At 57.4% G+C, this 15,965-nt stretch carries 12 protein-coding genes, 1 tRNA gene and 1 pseudogene; all 14 read right to left on the reverse strand.

The features are described from left to right. Positions 1–341, reverse strand: a 341-nt coding sequence (locus ACF8EA_RS17985; protein ID WP_254506407.1) for a GTP-binding protein, incomplete at its 3' end; no start/stop codon positions are given. Between the two features lie 27 nt (positions 342–368). Further along, on the reverse strand, positions 369–2,513 hold the full coding sequence (gene fusA, locus ACF8EA_RS17990) for an elongation factor G (RefSeq protein WP_021784865.1): 2,145 nt from the start codon (positions 2,511–2,513) through the stop codon (positions 369–371). A 30-nt stretch (positions 2,514–2,543) separates the two neighbouring features. Beyond that, complete coding sequence (gene rpsG / locus ACF8EA_RS17995) at positions 2,544–3,014, reverse strand: 30S ribosomal protein S7 (RefSeq protein WP_003246741.1); 471 nt, start codon at positions 3,012–3,014, stop codon at positions 2,544–2,546. 106 nt (positions 3,015–3,120) lie between these two features. Beyond that, the gene (gene rpsL / locus ACF8EA_RS18000; protein WP_003255492.1) at positions 3,121–3,492 is read right to left on the reverse strand and encodes a 30S ribosomal protein S12; all 372 of its coding nucleotides are present in this window, start codon (positions 3,490–3,492) and stop codon (positions 3,121–3,123) included. A gap of 211 nt (positions 3,493–3,703) precedes the next feature. Continuing rightward, entirely contained in the window at positions 3,704–7,903 is a 4,200-nt protein-coding gene (gene rpoC, locus ACF8EA_RS18005; protein ID WP_014589475.1) for a DNA-directed RNA polymerase subunit beta', read from the reverse strand. A gap of 64 nt (positions 7,904–7,967) precedes the next feature. Next, positions 7,968–12,041, reverse strand: coding sequence for a DNA-directed RNA polymerase subunit beta (gene rpoB / locus ACF8EA_RS18010; RefSeq protein ID WP_003255495.1), 4,074 nt, complete (start codon positions 12,039–12,041; stop codon positions 7,968–7,970). Positions 12,042–12,261: 220 nt separating this feature from the next. Continuing rightward, a complete protein-coding gene (gene rplL, locus ACF8EA_RS18015) occupies positions 12,262–12,627 on the reverse strand; it encodes a 50S ribosomal protein L7/L12 (RefSeq protein WP_003255496.1) in 366 nt (121 codons plus the stop codon). Positions 12,628–12,704: 77 nt separating this feature from the next. Next, positions 12,705–13,205 (reverse strand): 50S ribosomal protein L10, encoded by a 501-nt coding sequence (rplJ, locus tag ACF8EA_RS18020; protein ID WP_016715872.1) that lies wholly within the window; start codon positions 13,203–13,205, stop codon positions 12,705–12,707. 197 nt (positions 13,206–13,402) lie between these two features. Next, positions 13,403–14,098 (reverse strand): 50S ribosomal protein L1, encoded by a 696-nt coding sequence (gene rplA / locus ACF8EA_RS18025; RefSeq protein ID WP_003255499.1) that lies wholly within the window; start codon positions 14,096–14,098, stop codon positions 13,403–13,405. Beyond that, positions 14,098–14,529, reverse strand: coding sequence for a 50S ribosomal protein L11 (rplK, locus tag ACF8EA_RS18030; RefSeq protein ID WP_003255500.1), 432 nt, complete (start codon positions 14,527–14,529; stop codon positions 14,098–14,100). The genes rplA and rplK overlap by 1 nt, the downstream gene beginning before the upstream one ends. Positions 14,530–14,648: 119 nt before the next feature. Beyond that, entirely contained in the window at positions 14,649–15,182 is a 534-nt protein-coding gene (gene nusG / locus ACF8EA_RS18035; RefSeq protein ID WP_003255501.1) for a transcription termination/antitermination protein NusG, read from the reverse strand. A gap of 9 nt (positions 15,183–15,191) precedes the next feature. Continuing rightward, on the reverse strand, positions 15,192–15,560 hold the full coding sequence (gene secE / locus ACF8EA_RS18040; RefSeq protein ID WP_003257081.1) for a preprotein translocase subunit SecE: 369 nt from the start codon (positions 15,558–15,560) through the stop codon (positions 15,192–15,194). 44 nt (positions 15,561–15,604) lie between these two features. Beyond that, positions 15,605–15,680, reverse strand: a tRNA-Trp gene (locus tag ACF8EA_RS18045). Between the two features lie 54 nt (positions 15,681–15,734). Next, positions 15,735–15,965: pseudogene (locus ACF8EA_RS18050) on the reverse strand (elongation factor Tu); the annotation flags it as partial.

Raw genomic sequence — 15,965 nt, forward strand, 5'->3', positions numbered from 1 at the left:
GGCATCGGACCATCGGCGGCCGAGCAAACCAGGATCGCGCCGTCCATCTGGGCAGCACCGGTGATCATGTTCTTCACGTAGTCAGCGTGACCTGGGCAGTCAACGTGAGCGTAGTGACGAATGGTCGAGTTGTACTCAACGTGAGCGGTGTTGATGGTGATACCGCGCGCTTTTTCTTCCGGAGCCGAGTCGATCTTGTCGAACTCAACGACTGCCGAACCGAAAACTTCGGAGCAAACGCGAGTCAGAGCTGCGGTCAGAGTGGTCTTACCGTGGTCAACGTGGCCGATGGTGCCGACGTTAACGTGGGGAAGGGAACGATCAAATTTTTCTTTAGCCACGACAGTGAACCTCTTGCCTAAAGGGGATTAGCCTTGTTTTTTAACGAGTGCTTCGACGATGTTCGACGGAGCTTCGGCGTATTTGGAGAATTCCATGGAGTAGCTTGCGCGACCCTGAGACATGGAACGAACGTCGGTTGCGTAACCGAACATCTCTCCGAGCGGTACTTCAGCACGGACGACACGGCCAGAGACCGACTCATCCATACCCTGGACCAGACCACGACGACGGTTCAGGTCACCCATCACGTCACCCAGGTAGTCTTCCGGGGTTACAACTTCGACCTTCATGATCGGCTCGAGAACCACGCCACCGCCCTTCTGGGCCAGTTGCTTGGTCGCCATCGAAGCGGCGATCTTGAACGCCATTTCGTTGGAGTCGACGTCGTGGTACGAACCGTCGAATACCGCGGCCTTCAGGCCGATCAGAGGATAACCGGCAACAACGCCGTTTTTCATCTGCTCTTCGATACCCTTCTGGATCGCAGGGATGTATTCCTTAGGAATCACACCACCAACGACTTCGTTGGAGAACACCAGACCTTCGGTGATGTTGCCCTTGTCGTCCACGTCTGGCTCGGAGAAACGAACCCAGCAGTGACCGAACTGACCACGACCACCCGACTGACGAACGAACTTGCCTTCGATCTCGACGTTGGATTTGGTGATCTTCTCGCGGTACGAAACCTGCGGCTTGCCGATGTTGGCTTCGACGTTGAACTCGCGCTTCATGCGGTCAACGAGGATGTCCAGGTGCAGCTCACCCATACCGGAGATGATGGTCTGACCGGTTTCTTCATCAGTCTTGACGCGGAACGACGGGTCTTCCTGAGCCAGCTTGCCCAGTGCGATGCCCATCTTCTCCTGGTCGGCCTTGGTTTTCGGCTCGACGGACAGGGAGATTACAGGCTCCGGGAAGTCCATACGCTCAAGGATGATTGGCTTGTCGGCGTTGCACAGGGTTTCACCCGTAGTCACGTCCTTCATGCCGATCAGGGCCGCGATGTCACCAGCGCGTACTTCCTTGATCTCTTCACGCTGGTTGGCGTGCATTTGCACCATACGACCAACGCGCTCTTTCTTGCCCTTGACCGAGTTGATCACGGAGTCGCCGGAGCTCAGAACGCCCGAGTAGACGCGAACGAAGGTCAGAGTACCTACGAACGGGTCGGTCGCGATCTTGAACGCCAGTGCCGAGAACGGCTCGTCATCATCAGCATGACGCTCGTCCTTGCGAACGGCCGGGTCGTCTTTTGCCAGATCCTTGTCGTCCGGGTTGATACCCTGGATAGCAGGAATCTCGGTCGGAGCAGGCAGGAAGTCGATGACGGCATCCAGAACCAGGGGAACACCCTTGTTCTTGAACGACGAACCGCAGACAGCCGGAACGATCTCGCTGGCCAGGGTGCGCGCACGCAGGCCTGCCTTGATCTCTTCGACGGACAGCTCACCTTCTTCAAGGTACTTGTTCATCAGCTCTTCGTTGGCTTCGGCGGCGGCTTCAACCATGTTGTTGCGCCATTCGTTAGCCAGCTCGACCATATCCGCAGGAATTTCTTCCTCACGGTAGGTAGTGCCCTTGTCGTCTTCGTTCCAGTAGATAGCCTTCATCTTGATCAGGTCAACCTGACCCTGGAAGTTATCTTCCGAACCGATGGCCAGCTGAACAGGAACTGGGGTGTGACCCAGACGGTTCTTGATCTGACCTACGACGCGCAGGAAGTTAGCACCAGCACGGTCCATCTTGTTCACGTAAACAACACGTGGAACGCCGTACTTGTTGGCCTGACGCCATACGGTTTCGGACTGCGGCTCAACGCCGGAGGTGCCGCAGAACACAACGACCGCGCCGTCGAGTACACGCAGCGAACGCTCTACTTCAATGGTGAAGTCAACGTGGCCAGGGGTATCGATAACGTTTACGCGGTAGTTGTCATACTGACCACGGGAACCTTTCCAGAAGGTGGTAACGGCAGCGGAGGTAATGGTGATACCCCGCTCCTGCTCCTGCACCATCCAGTCGGTGGTCGCGGCGCCGTCATGCACCTCGCCCATTTTGTGGCTCAGACCTGTGTAGAACAGGATCCGCTCGGTAGTGGTGGTCTTGCCCGCGTCAACGTGGGCACAGATACCAATGTTACGGTAGCGGTTAATTGCTGTAGTACGAGCCATAAAGCCCTCGCAAAAAGATTGATGCTTGAATTAGAAGCGGTAGTGCGAGAACGCTTTGTTGGCTTCAGCCATACGGTGAACGTCTTCACGCTTCTTGACTGCAGCACCCTTGCCTTCGGCAGCATCCAGCAGTTCGCCGGCCAGACGCAGAGCCATCGACTTCTCGCCGCGCTTGCGGGCGTAGTCTACGAGCCAGCGCATTGCCAGAGCGTTACGACGGGATGGACGAACTTCAACCGGGACCTGGTAAGTGGCACCGCCGACACGACGGGACTTTACTTCGACCAGCGGAGCGATGGCGTCGAGAGCTTTCTCGAAGATTTCCAGGGGGTCGCTGTTCTTGCGTGCTTTGACGGTATCCAGAGCACCGTAAACGATGCGCTCGGCTACGGCCTTCTTGCCGCTTTCCATCACGTGGTTCATGAACTTGGCGAGAATCTGGGATCCGTACTTCGGATCGTCAAGGATCTCACGTTTTGCTGCTACACGACGTCTTGGCATGATAAGCCCTCAAACGGTCTTCAGGTTAGCCCGGGACCAGGTCATTCGACCCACGCCCGACCTTACTCTTATCGACTCAAAAAAATGGATGCCTGCAAACGACCGATTACTTCGGACGCTTGGTACCGTACTTCGAACGACCCTGGTTACGGCCTTTGACGCCCGAAGTATCCAGAGAGCCGCGAACGGTGTGGTAACGAACACCTGGCAAGTCTTTTACACGGCCGCCACGAATCAGGACGACGCTGTGCTCTTGCAGGTTGTGGCCTTCACCACCGATGTACGAGGAAACCTCGAAACCGTTGGTCAGACGCACACGGCATACTTTACGCAGTGCCGAGTTAGGTTTTTTCGGCGTGGTGGTGTACACACGGGTGCACACGCCACGACGCTGCGGGCAGTTCTGCAGCGCAGGAACGTCGGACTTCTCGACCGAACGCTTACGCGGCTGACGTACCAGCTGGTTGATAGTTGCCATCTACTAGCTCCACTGATTGTCTTGCGACTCTATTGTCTTGCAAGAAAGCCAAAAATTGGCGAGACGGAGCCTCACCAAATTTAAGGGTACAAAAGTCTAAAGAGGATCTTGCACCCAGTCAAGACGAGGCCCCGGCCCTCCCCGCCCGATCATCGGCAACATTTCATGTCACCGATGCTCGCCCGAGGCTTGCCGGGGCCTTGCCCTGTACTTAGTTACCGCTGGAATTCAGCGCTTCGGTCAGTGCAGCTTCCACTTCACTGGCGCTTACACGCAGCGGTTTGTCGGCATCACGGCGACGCTTACGCTCGCTGTGGTAGGCCAGACCAGTACCGGCCGGGATCAGACGACCCACGACCACGTTCTCTTTCAGGCCGCGCAGGTAGTCACGCTTGCCGGTTACAGCCGCTTCGGTCAGTACGCGGGTGGTTTCCTGGAAGGAAGCCGCGGAGATGAACGACTCGGTGGACAGCGAGGCCTTGGTGATACCCAGCAGCACTCGGGTGAACTTGGAGATGAACTTGTCCTCGCTAGCGAGACGCTCGTTCTCTACCAGCACCTGAGTCAGTTCCATCTGGTCGCCCTTGATGAAGCTGGAATCGCCCGACTCGGAGATCTCGACCTTGCGCAGCATCTGACGCAGGATGGTCTCGATGTGCTTGTCGTTGATCTTCACGCCTTGCAGACGGTAAACGTCCTGGATCTCGTTGACGATGTACTTCGCCAGCGCACTCACACCCAGCAGACGCAGGATGTCATGCGGATCGCTCGGGCCGTCGGAGATAACTTCGCCGCGGTTTACCTGTTCACCTTCAAAGACGTTCAGGTGGCGCCACTTTGGAATCAGCTCTTCGTACGGATCGCTACCGTCGGTCGGAGTGATCACCAGGCGACGCTTGCCCTTGGTTTCTTTACCGAATGCGATGGTGCCGCTGACTTCAGCCAGAATCGAGGCTTCTTTCGGACGACGCGCTTCGAACAGGTCGGCAACGCGCGGCAGACCACCGGTGATGTCACGGGTCTTCGACGTCTCTTGCGGGATACGCGCGATAACGTCACCAACACCGATCTGCGCACCGTCAGCCACACCGACAAGGGCGTTGGCCGGCAGGAAGTACTGGGCAGGTACGTCTGTACCTGGCAGGTACAGGTCCTTGCCAGCGGCATCGACCATCTTGATTGCCGGACGGATTTCCTTGCCTGCGGCAGGGCGATCCTTGACGTCCAGCACTTCAATGTTGGTCAAGCCGGTCAGTTCGTCGGTCTGACGCTTGATGGTGATGTTTTCTTCCATGCCCACGAAGGTCACGGTACCTTTCAGCTCGGTAACGATCGGGTGGGTGTGCGGGTCCCACTTGGCGACGATCGCGCCAGCTTCGACCTTTTCACCTTCCTTGACTGAAATCACCGCACCGTAAGGCAGCTTGTAGCGCTCACGCTCACGACCGAACTCGTCGGCAATCGCCAACTCACCGGAACGCGATACGGCAACCAGGTTACCGTCGGCACGCTCAACCTGCTTCAGGTTGTGCAGACGCACCATACCGCCATTCTTCACCTGGACGCTGTCGGCAGCCGAGGTACGGCTTGCAGCACCACCGATGTGGAACGTACGCATGGTCAGCTGGGTACCTGGCTCACCGATCGACTGTGCAGCGATAACGCCGACAGCTTCACCGATGTTCACCTGGTGACCGCGAGCCAGGTCACGACCGTAGCACTTGGCGCAGATGCCGTAGCGGGTTTCGCAGTTGATCGGCGAACGTACGATCACTTCGTCGATGCTGTTCAGCTCGATGAACTCAACCCACTGCTCGTCGACCAAGGTACCGGCCGGAACGATAACGTCCTCGGTGCCTGGCTTGAACACGTCACGGGCGATGACACGACCCAATACACGCTCACCCAGCGGCTCTACAACGTCGCCGCCTTCGATGTGTGGAGTCATCACCAGGCCCTGATCGGTGCCGCAGTCGATCTCGGTCACAACCAGATCCTGGGCAACGTCCACCAGACGACGAGTCAGGTAACCGGAGTTAGCGGTTTTCAGTGCGGTATCCGCCAGACCCTTACGAGCACCGTGAGTCGAGATGAAGTACTGAAGTACGCTCAGACCTTCACGGAAGTTCGCGGTGATCGGCGTCTCGATGATGGAGCCGTCCGGCTTGGCCATCAGACCACGCATACCAGCCAGCTGACGGATCTGGGCTGCGGAACCCCGCGCACCCGAGTCAGCCATCATGTACATCGAGTTGAAGGACTCTTGCTCGACTTCCTTGCCTTCGCGGTCGATGACCTTCTCTTTCGAGAGGTTGGCCATCATCGCCTTGGACACTTCGTCGTTCGCCTTCGACCACAAGTCGATGACCTTGTTGTACTTCTCGCCCTGGGTTACCAGGCCGGAGGCGTACTGGCTCTCGATTTCCTTCACTTCGTCGGTAGCGTTACCGATGATGCGGGCTTTCTCGTCCGGGATAACGAAGTCGTTAACACCGATGGAAACGCCGGAAATGGTCGAGTAAGCGAAACCGGTGTACATCAGCTGGTCGGCGAAGATAACGGTCTCTTTCAGACCAACCACGCGGTAGCACTGGTTGATCAGCTTGGAGATCGCCTTTTTCTTCATCGGCTGGTTGACCACGTCGTACGGCAGACCTGCTGGCACAACCTGGAACAGCAGCGCACGGCCGACGGTGGTGTCGACGATACGGGTGTTCTTGACCACCGAACCATCACGCTCTTTCACGGTTTCGTTGATACGAACCTTGATTTTCGCGTGCAGCGCGGCTTCGCCGGCGCGGAATACGCGGTCGACTTCCTGCAGGTCGGCGAACACGCGACCTTCGCCCTTGGCGTTGATGGCTTCACGGGTCATGTAGTACAGACCCAGTACAACGTCCTGCGACGGTACGATGATTGGCTCACCGTTGGCTGGCGACAGGATGTTGTTGGTCGACATCATCAGCGCACGCGCTTCGAGCTGGGCTTCCAGGGTCAGCGGCACGTGAACGGCCATCTGGTCACCGTCGAAGTCGGCGTTGTACGCAGCACAGACCAGCGGGTGCAGCTGGATAGCCTTACCTTCGATCAGTACCGGTTCAAAAGCCTGGATCCCCAGACGGTGAAGAGTCGGTGCACGGTTGAGCAGTACGGGGTGTTCGCGAATTACTTCGGCGAGAACGTCCCACACCTCTGGCAGCTCGCGCTCGACCATCTTCTTGGCAGCCTTGATGGTGGTCGCCAGACCACGCATTTCCAGCTTGCCGAAAATGAACGGCTTGAACAGCTCGAGGGCCATCTTCTTCGGCAGGCCGCACTGGTGCAGACGCAGGGTCGGACCTACGGTAATTACCGAACGGCCGGAGTAGTCAACACGCTTACCGAGCAAGTTCTGACGGAAGCGACCTTGCTTACCTTTGATCATGTCAGCCAGGGACTTCAGCGGACGCTTGTTCGAGCCAGTGATGGCGCGACCACGACGGCCGTTGTCCAGCAGGGCGTCGACCGCCTCCTGCAGCATGCGCTTTTCGTTGCGCACGATGATGTCAGGCGCGGACAGATCCAGCAGGCGCTTCAGACGGTTGTTACGGTTGATCACCCGACGATACAGGTCGTTCAGGTCGGAGGTCGCGAAACGGCCACCATCCAGCGGAACCAGCGGACGCAGGTCTGGCGGCAGCACTGGCAGAACGGTCAGGACCATCCACTCAGGCAGGTTGCCCGAGCCCTGGAAAGCCTCCATCAGCTTCAGGCGCTTGGAAAGCTTCTTGATCTTGGTTTCCGAGTTGGTCTGCGGAATCTCTTCGCGCAGGCGGCCGATCTCGTGCTCCAGATCGATAGCGTGCAGCAGCTCGCGGACAGCCTCGGCACCCATACGGGCATCGAAGTCGTCACCGAACTCTTCCAGCGCTTCGAAGTACTGCTCGTCGTTCAGCAACTGCCCCTTTTCCAGGGTGGTCATGCCCGGATCGATAACGACATAGCTCTCGAAGTAGAGCACGCGTTCGATATCACGCAGGGTCATGTCCATCAGCAGGCCGATACGGGACGGCAGCGACTTCAGGAACCAGATGTGGGCAACCGGCGAGGCCAGTTCGATGTGCGCCATGCGCTCACGACGAACCTTGGCCAGGGCGACTTCAACGCCGCACTTCTCGCAGATCACACCGCGGTGCTTGAGGCGCTTGTACTTGCCGCACAGGCACTCGTAGTCCTTGACTGGGCCAAAGATCTTGGCGCAGAACAGGCCGTCACGCTCAGGTTTGAACGTACGGTAGTTAATGGTTTCCGGCTTCTTAACTTCACCGAACGACCACGAACGGATCATTTCAGGCGACGCCAGACCGATGCGGATGGCGTCGAACTCTTCGACTTGACCCTGGTTTTTCAGCAAATTCAGTAGGTCTTTCAAGGCCTTTCCTCCTGGCGGAGCAGGGAGCGGGCATTACCTGCCCCACTCCCCTTCGCGTCACGTGTTATTCGGTTTCCAGATCGATATCGATACCGAGCGAACGGATCTCTTTGATCAACACGTTGAAGGACTCGGGCATGCCCGGCTCCATACGGTGATCGCCATCCACGATGTTCTTGTACATCTTGGTACGGCCGTTCACGTCGTCCGACTTCACTGTGAGCATTTCTTGCAGGGTGTATGCCGCGCCGTATGCTTCCAGCGCCCACACTTCCATCTCCCCGAAACGCTGACCACCGAACTGCGCCTTACCACCCAGCGGCTGCTGGGTAACCAGGCTGTAGGAACCAGTGGAACGCGCGTGCATCTTGTCGTCCACCAAGTGGTTCAGCTTGAGCATGTACATGTAACCAACGGTCACAGGACGCTCGAACTTGTTGCCGGTACGGCCATCGAACAGCACCATCTGGCCGCTCTCTGGCAGGTCGGCCAGCTTCAGCATGGCCTTGATCTCGCGCTCCTTGGCACCATCGAAGACCGGGGTAGCCATCGGCACGCCTTTCTTCAGGTTGTTAGCCAGGGCCAGGATTTCTTCGTCGGTGAACTCGTCGAGGTTTTCCTGACGACCGCCGATCTCGTTGTAGACCTCGGTCAGGAACACGCGCAGTTCAGCGGCTTTGCGCTGCTCTTCGAGCATGCGGTCGATCTTCTCGCCCAGGCCCTTGGCCGCGAGGCCCAGGTGGGTTTCAAGGATCTGACCAACGTTCATACGCGAAGGTACACCCAGCGGGTTCAGTACGACGTCAACCGGAGTACCGTTGGCATCGTGCGGCATGTCTTCAACCGGCATGATGACCGAGACAACACCCTTGTTACCGTGACGACCGGCCATCTTGTCACCCGGCTGGATGCGGCGGCGGATTGCCAGGTAAACCTTGACGATCTTCAGTACGCCCGGTGCCAGGTCATCGCCCTGCTGCAGCTTGCGCTTCTTGTCTTCGAACTTGTCGTCCAGCAGACGGCGACGGTCGACGATGTACTGCTGAGCCTTTTCCAACTGCTCGTTCAGTGCATCTTCAGCCATGCGCAGTTTGAACCACTGGCCGTGCTCCAGACCGTCCAGCACTTCGTCAGTGATCACGGTGCCTTTCTTCAGGCCCGCACCACCGTCAACTACCTGGCCGTTCAGAGCCGAACGCAGACGCTCGAAGGTTGCACCTTCGACAATGCGGAACTCTTCGTTGAGGTCCTTGCGGATCTCGTCGAGTTGCATCTTCTCGATGGCCAGTGCACGGCTATCGCGCTCCACGCCATCACGGGTGAAGACCTGTACGTCGATGACAGTACCCTTGGTGCCGGTTGGCACACGCAGGGAGGTGTCCTTAACGTCGCTGGCCTTCTCACCGAAGATTGCGCGCAGCAGCTTTTCTTCCGGAGTCAGCTGGGTTTCGCCTTTTGGCGTGACCTTGCCGACCAGGATGTCGCCAGCGCCAACTTCAGCACCTACGTAAACGATACCGGCTTCGTCCAGCTTGTTCAGTGCAGCTTCACCCACGTTCGGGATGTCCGCAGTGATTTCCTCTGGGCCAAGCTTGGTGTCACGCGCCACACAGGTCAGTTCCTGAATGTGGATGGTGGTGAAGCGATCTTCCTGAACAACACGTTCGGACAGGCAGATGGAGTCTTCGAAGTTGAAGCCGTTCCACGCCATGAACGCGATGCGCATGTTCTGACCCAGAGCCAGCTCACCCATGTCGGTGGACGGGCCGTCGGCCATGATGTCACCACGCTGAACCTTGTCACCTTTGCTCACCAGCGGACGCTGGTTGATGCAGGTGTTCTGGTTCGAACGGGTGTACTTGGTCAGGTTGTAGATATCCACACCCGCTTCGCCGGTTTCCACTTCGTCGTCGGCAACGCGAACAACGATACGGCTGGCGTCGACCGAGTCGATCACACCACCGCGGCGAGCAACCACGCAGACACCGGAGTCACGCGCAACGTTGCGCTCCATGCCGGTACCTACCAGCGGCTTGTCGGCACGCAGAGTCGGTACAGCCTGACGCTGCATGTTCGAACCCATCAACGCACGGTTGGCGTCGTCGTGCTCGAGGAACGGAATCAGCGACGCTGCAACGGAAACAACCTGCTTCGGCGAAACGTCCATCAGGGTGACGTCTTCCGGCGCCTTGACGGTGAATTCGTTCAGGTGACGAACCGCTACCAGTTCATCGATCAGTTGCTTCTTGTCGTTCATCGCGGCCGAAGCCTGTGCGATGACGTGATCTGCCTCTTCGATTGCCGACAGGAACACGATGTCGTCGCTGACAACGCCTTCCTTCACAACGCGGTACGGGCTTTCCAGGAAGCCGTACTGGTTGGTACGGGCGTAGGCCGCCAGGGAGTTGATCAGACCGATGTTCGGACCTTCAGGAGTCTCGATCGGGCACACACGGCCATAGTGGGTCGGGTGTACGTCACGAACTTCGAAGCCGGCACGCTCACGGGTCAGACCGCCAGGGCCGAGTGCGGAGACGCGACGCTTGTGGGTAATCTCCGAGAGAGGGTTGTTCTGGTCCATGAACTGGGACAGCTGGCTGGAACCGAAGAACTCCTTCACCGCCGCCGCTACCGGCTTGGCGTTGATCAGGTCTTGCGGCATCAGGCCTTCGCTTTCCGCCATCGACAGGCGTTCCTTGACCGCGCGCTCGACACGCACCAGGCCAACACGGAACTGGTTCTCGGCCATCTCGCCGACGCAACGTACGCGACGGTTACCCAGGTGGTCGATGTCGTCGACGATGCCTTTACCGTTACGGATATCGACCAGGGTCTTCAGAACCTCGACGATGTCTTCCTTGCTCAGCACGCCCGAACCCTCGATCTCGGTACGACCGATACGACGGTTGAACTTCATGCGGCCGACGGCGGACAGATCGTAACGCTCGGCGCTGAAGAACAGGTTGTTGAACAGGGTCTCGGCTGCATCCTTGGTTGGCGGCTCGCCTGGACGCATCATCCGATAGATTTCGACCAGCGCTTCCAGTTGGTTGCTGGTGGTATCGATCTTCAGGGTGTCAGAGATGAACGGACCGCAATCGATGTCGTTGGTGTACAGGGTCTCGATACGAACAACCTGCGCCTTGGCGACCTTGATCAGCAGCTCGGTGGTCATCTCGGTGTTGCATTCGGCGAGAATTTCGCCGGTAGCCGGATGCACGATTGCCTTGGCGGTAGTGCGACCCAGGACGTATTCCATTGGTACGTCCAGCTGCTTGACGCCGGCCTTCTCGAGCTGATTGATGTGGCGCGCGGTAATACGGCGGCCTTGCTCGACGATGACTTTGCCGGTTTCGTCATGGATGTCCATGACTGCAACTTCACCACGCAGACGCTGCGGCACCAGTTCCAGGCTGAGTTTTTCGCCGGAAATGTGGAATACGTTGGTGGTGTAGAAGGTGTTCAGCACTTCTTCAGTGCTGTAACCCAGGGCGCGCAGCAGCACCGAGGCCGGCAGTTTGCGGCGACGGTCGATACGCACGAACACGCAGTCCTTCGGGTCGAACTCGAAGTCCAGCCAGGAACCGCGGTAAGGGATGATGCGAGCGGAGTACAGCAGCTTGCCCGAGCTGTGGGTCTTGCCACGGTCGTGGTCGAAGAACACACCAGGCGAACGGTGCAGCTGGGAAACGATCACACGCTCGGTACCGTTGATAACGAAGGTACCGTTCTCAGTCATCAGGGGGATTTCACCCATGTAGACTTCTTGCTCTTTGATGTCCTTGATCGCTTTGTTCGACGATTCCTTGTCGAAGATGATCAGGCGCACCTTGACCCGCAGTGGGACCGCGAAGGTCACGCCACGCAGGACACATTCCTTCACATCGAAGGCGGGTTCGCCCAGGCGATAGCCTACGTACTCCAGGGCAGCATTGCCGGAGTAGCTGATGATCGGGAATACCGATTTGAAGGCCGCGTGCAGGCCGACGTCGCGGAAGTGATCCTTGGATGCTCCCGCTTGCAGGAATTCGCGATACGAATCCAGCTGGATGGCCAGGAGGTAAGGCACATCCATGACGTCCGGCAACTTGCTAAAGTCCTTGCGGATACGTTTTTTCTCAGTGTATGAGTAAGCCATCAGCGTTCCCCAGCTTGGTCACCTGCTTGTTTGGCTTCTCCCGGCGGGAGCAGCCAGAAAATCGTGCAAACCCCTTGGTTTGCGCCACCCACATGGGTGTCTTGCAGCTCGTTATCGGGACCGGCCTGACCGGCCACCAATAACGGAAAAAGGCCGGTGGCATAAGCCACCAGCCATCAGCCTTTCGCTCAACGCTCAGGCTGGCATCGCAAGGTCGAGATTACTTCAGCTCGACTTTAGCGCCTGCTTCTTCCAGCTTCTTCTTAGCGTCTTCAGCGGCTTCTTTCGAAACGCCTTCAGCTACAACCTGAGGAGCGCCATCGACTTTCTCTTTGGCTTCTTTCAGGCCCAGACCGGTCAGTTCGCGAACGGCTTTGATCACGTTCACTTTCTTGTCGCCGGCTTCAACCAGAACAACGTTGAACTCGGTCTGCTCTTCAACAACGGCAGCAGCAGCAGCTGGGCCAGCAGCGGCAACAGCAGCGGTAACGCCGAAGGTTTCTTCCATTGCTTTGATCAGCTCAACAACTTCCAGAACGGTTTTCTGGCCGATTGCTTCGATGATTTGTTCGTTAGTCAGAGACATGACTTAAATCCTGTATTGGGGTGACAGCCTACGCAGCCATCAAATTAAACGTATGATTTTGAAAGAGTTCGCGTGCCTTAGGCAGCGGTAGCTTCTTTCTGGTCGCGAATGGCTGCCAGAGTACGAGCCAGCTTGCTGGTGGCGCCTTGAATAACGCTCATCAGTTTTGCGATAGCTTCGTCGCGGGTCGGCAGGGTAGCCAACACGTCGATCTGGTTCGCTGCAATGAAATTGCCGTCAAACGCAGCTGCCTTGATCTCGAACTTGTCCTGACCCTTGGCGAACTCTTTGAACAGACGAGCAGCAGCGCCCGGGTGTTCGTTGGAGAAAGCAATCAGGGTCGGGCCTTTGAACGCGTCGTTGAGGATCGAAAATTCGGTGCCTTCAACAGCGCGCTTGAGCAGGGTGTTACGCACTACACGTACGTATACGCCAGCTTCGCGGGCCTCTTTACGGAGTCCGGTCATTGCGCTTACAGTCACACCACGGGCATCAGCCACGACAGCGGACAGAGCGACTTTGGCAGCCTCGTTGACTTCAGCGACGATGGCCTTCTTGTCTTCGAGTTTAATTGCCACGGGTTTACTCCTGGTTTTTACCGTTTCATCTGGCCGAAGCCGGATGTCGTTTTGGTGTCTGATTCGGTAACGAATCGGGAGCACCATCTGCGTGGGCTGATGTTTTAAGGCTTACGCCGCCTACGGTCTTGGATAGCCCCCGCCAGGCAGGGACCCCAATTTTTGCTGGCGGCGCGACTGGTCGCGCCGCCATGTTCTTACACGTTCAGCGAGCTCTGATCGATGACCAGACCTGGGCCCATGGTGGTGCTCAGGGTAACGCGCTTAACGTAGATACCTTTCGAGGAAGCCGGCTTGATACGCTTCAGGTCAGCGATCAGGGCTTCAACGTTTTCCTTCAGCTTGTCAGCTTCAAAGCCGATCTTGCCAACGGAGGTGTGGATAATACCGTTTTTGTCGGTACGGTAGCGAACCTGACCAGCCTTGGCGTTTTTCACGGCAGTGGCTACGTCTGGAGTCACGGTACCAACTTTCGGGTTAGGCATCAGGCCGCGAGGACCCAGCACCTGACCCAGCTGACCTACAACGCGCATGGCATCAGGCGATGCGATCACGACGTCATAGTTCAGGTCGCCGCCTTTCATTTCGGCAGCCAGATCGTCCATACCTACGCGATCAGCGCCGGCAGCCAGAGCAGCTTCAGCAGCTGGACCCTGGGTGAAGACAGCAACGCGAACGGTCTTGCCAGTGCCGTGTGGCAGCACGGTAGCGCTACGTACGACCTGGTCGGATTTACGCGGGTCAACACCGAGGTTAACGGCGATGTCGTAGGATTCGACGAACTTGGCAGCGGGCAGCGAGGCCAGCAGAGTTGCCGCTTCTTCGAAGTTGTAGGCCTTGCCTGCTTCGATTTTCTCGGCGATTGCCTTTTGGCGTTTGGTCAGCTTAGCCATTACACACCCTCCACGTTCAGGCCCATGCTGCGGGCAGAGCCAGCGATGGTGCGTACAGCAGCGTCCAGGTCAGCGGCAGTCAGATCAGCCTGTTTAGCTTTGGCGATGTCTTCCAGCTGAGCACGGGTAACGGTACCGACTTTAACGGTGTTCGGGCGAGCCGAACCACTGGTCAGGCCAGCAGCTTTCTTCAACAGAACCGAGGCAGGGGTGCTCTTGGTCTCGAAGGTGAAGCTACGGTCGCTGTAGACAGTGATGATCACTGGAGTCGGCAGGCCGGCTTCTTGACCCTGGGTACGGGCGTTGAAGGCCTTGCAGAATTCCATGATGTTCACACCATGTTGACCCAGCGCTGGACCAACGGGTGGGCTTGGGTTGGCCTGGCCGGCCTTAACTTGCAGCTTGATGTAAGCCTGAATCTTCTTAGCCATGAGCTACTCCAAAATCGGGTACGAACGCCTGATGGCTCCCCGGATGACTTGCGTTTTATCCCAGTGACGACAAAACCCCGCAGCACACAGGGCTGCGGGGTATGGGATGCTTCGTCCGCCTAGACCTTCTCGACCTGGCTGAACTCGAGCTCCACCGGAGTAGAGCGACCGAAAATGAGCACTGCAACCTGCAGGCGGCTCTTTTCGTAGTTAACCTCTTCGACACTACCATTGAAGTCAGCGAACGGACCATCAATGACTCGAACCACTTCACCCGGCTCGAACAGTGTCTTGGGCTTCGGCTTATCGCTGCCGTCGGCAACGCGACGCAGGATGGCCTCAGCTTCTTTATCTGTAATCGGCGCAGGCTTATCAGCAGTGCCGCCAATAAAGCCCATTACGCGAGGAGTGTCCTTGACCAAGTGCCAAGTACCTTCGTTCATTTCCATCTGGACCAGTACATAGCCAGGGAAGAACTTACGCTCACTCTTGCGCTTCTGGCCGTTGCGCATTTCGACGACTTCTTCGGTCGGAACCAAGATCTCGCCGAAACCGTCTTCCATGCCAGCCAGCTTGACGCGCTCGATCAGAGAGCGCATTACATGCTTCTCGTAACCCGAGTAAGCATGCACAACATACCAACGCTTAGCCACGGGACACCTTTAGCCAACGATCAAGGAGACCGCCCAGCCGAGCAGGGAATCGAGCCCCCACAGCAGCAGTGCCATAACCAGCACGACAGCCACGACAATCAGCGTGGTCTGGGTGGTTTCCTGGCGGGTCGGCCACACGACTTTACGAATCTCGGTACGAGCTTCCTTCGCCAGCGCAAAGAACGACTTGCCCTTCGCAGTCTGCAGAGCTACAAAGCCCGCGACAGCAGCCAGAACGAGAAGTGCAAGAACGCGGTACAGGATTGGAGAGGCGGAGTAATATTGATTACCCACAACACCAACAACCACCAAAGCCACTACAGCCAGCCACTTGAACAGATCAAAACGCGATTCTTGGGCTTCAGTTTTGGGGGTCATCGAGGAGGATCCTGTAAGAAGAAAGCCATCACACCGAGGTGAAATGGCAGGTCAGGAGGGAATCGAACCCCCAACCTACGGTTTTGGAGACCGTCGCTCTGCCAATTGAGCTACTGACCTGTAACGCTGTATCAGGCCGGCCATTATACCGGCCTGATCAAGTAAATCAACTACTTATTCAATAATTTTTGCTACGACACCGGCGCCGACGGTACGACCGCCTTCACGGATAGCGAAGCGCAGACCGTCTTCCATTGCGATGGTCTTGATCAGGGTAACAGTCATCTGAATGTTGTCACCTGGCATTACCATTTCAACGCCTTCCGGCAGTTCGCAGTTACCGGTCACGTCAGTGGTACGGAAGTAGAACTGTGGACGGTAGCCTTTGAAGAACGGAGTGTGACG

Source organism: Pseudomonas sp. YQ_5 (genome assembly GCF_043103305.1).
Lineage (GTDB): Bacteria > Pseudomonadota > Gammaproteobacteria > Pseudomonadales > Pseudomonadaceae > Aquipseudomonas > Aquipseudomonas putida_Y.

What these genes read in the sequence shown, in the direction of transcription:
- fusA (WP_021784865.1), bottom strand. Translation starts at nt 2,513, where the DNA reads ATGGCTCGTACTACAGCAATTAACCGCTACCGTAACATTGGTATCTGT.
- rpsG (WP_003246741.1), bottom strand. Translation starts at nt 3,014, where the DNA reads ATGCCAAGACGTCGTGTAGCAGCAAAACGTGAGATCCTTGACGATCCG.
- rpsL (WP_003255492.1), bottom strand. Translation starts at nt 3,492, where the DNA reads ATGGCAACTATCAACCAGCTGGTACGTCAGCCGCGTAAGCGTTCGGTC.
- rpoB (WP_003255495.1), bottom strand. Translation starts at nt 12,041, where the DNA reads ATGGCTTACTCATACACTGAGAAAAAACGTATCCGCAAGGACTTTAGC.
- rplL (WP_003255496.1), bottom strand. Translation starts at nt 12,627, where the DNA reads ATGTCTCTGACTAACGAACAAATCATCGAAGCAATCGGCCAGAAAACC.
- rplA (WP_003255499.1), bottom strand. Translation starts at nt 14,098, where the DNA reads ATGGCTAAGCTGACCAAACGCCAAAAGGCAATCGCCGAGAAAATCGAA.
- rplK (WP_003255500.1), bottom strand. Translation starts at nt 14,529, where the DNA reads ATGGCTAAGAAGATTCAGGCTTACATCAAGCTGCAAGTTAAGGCCGGC.
- secE (WP_003257081.1), bottom strand. Translation starts at nt 15,560, where the DNA reads ATGACCCCCAAAACTGAAGCCCAAGAATCGCGTTTTGATCTGTTCAAG.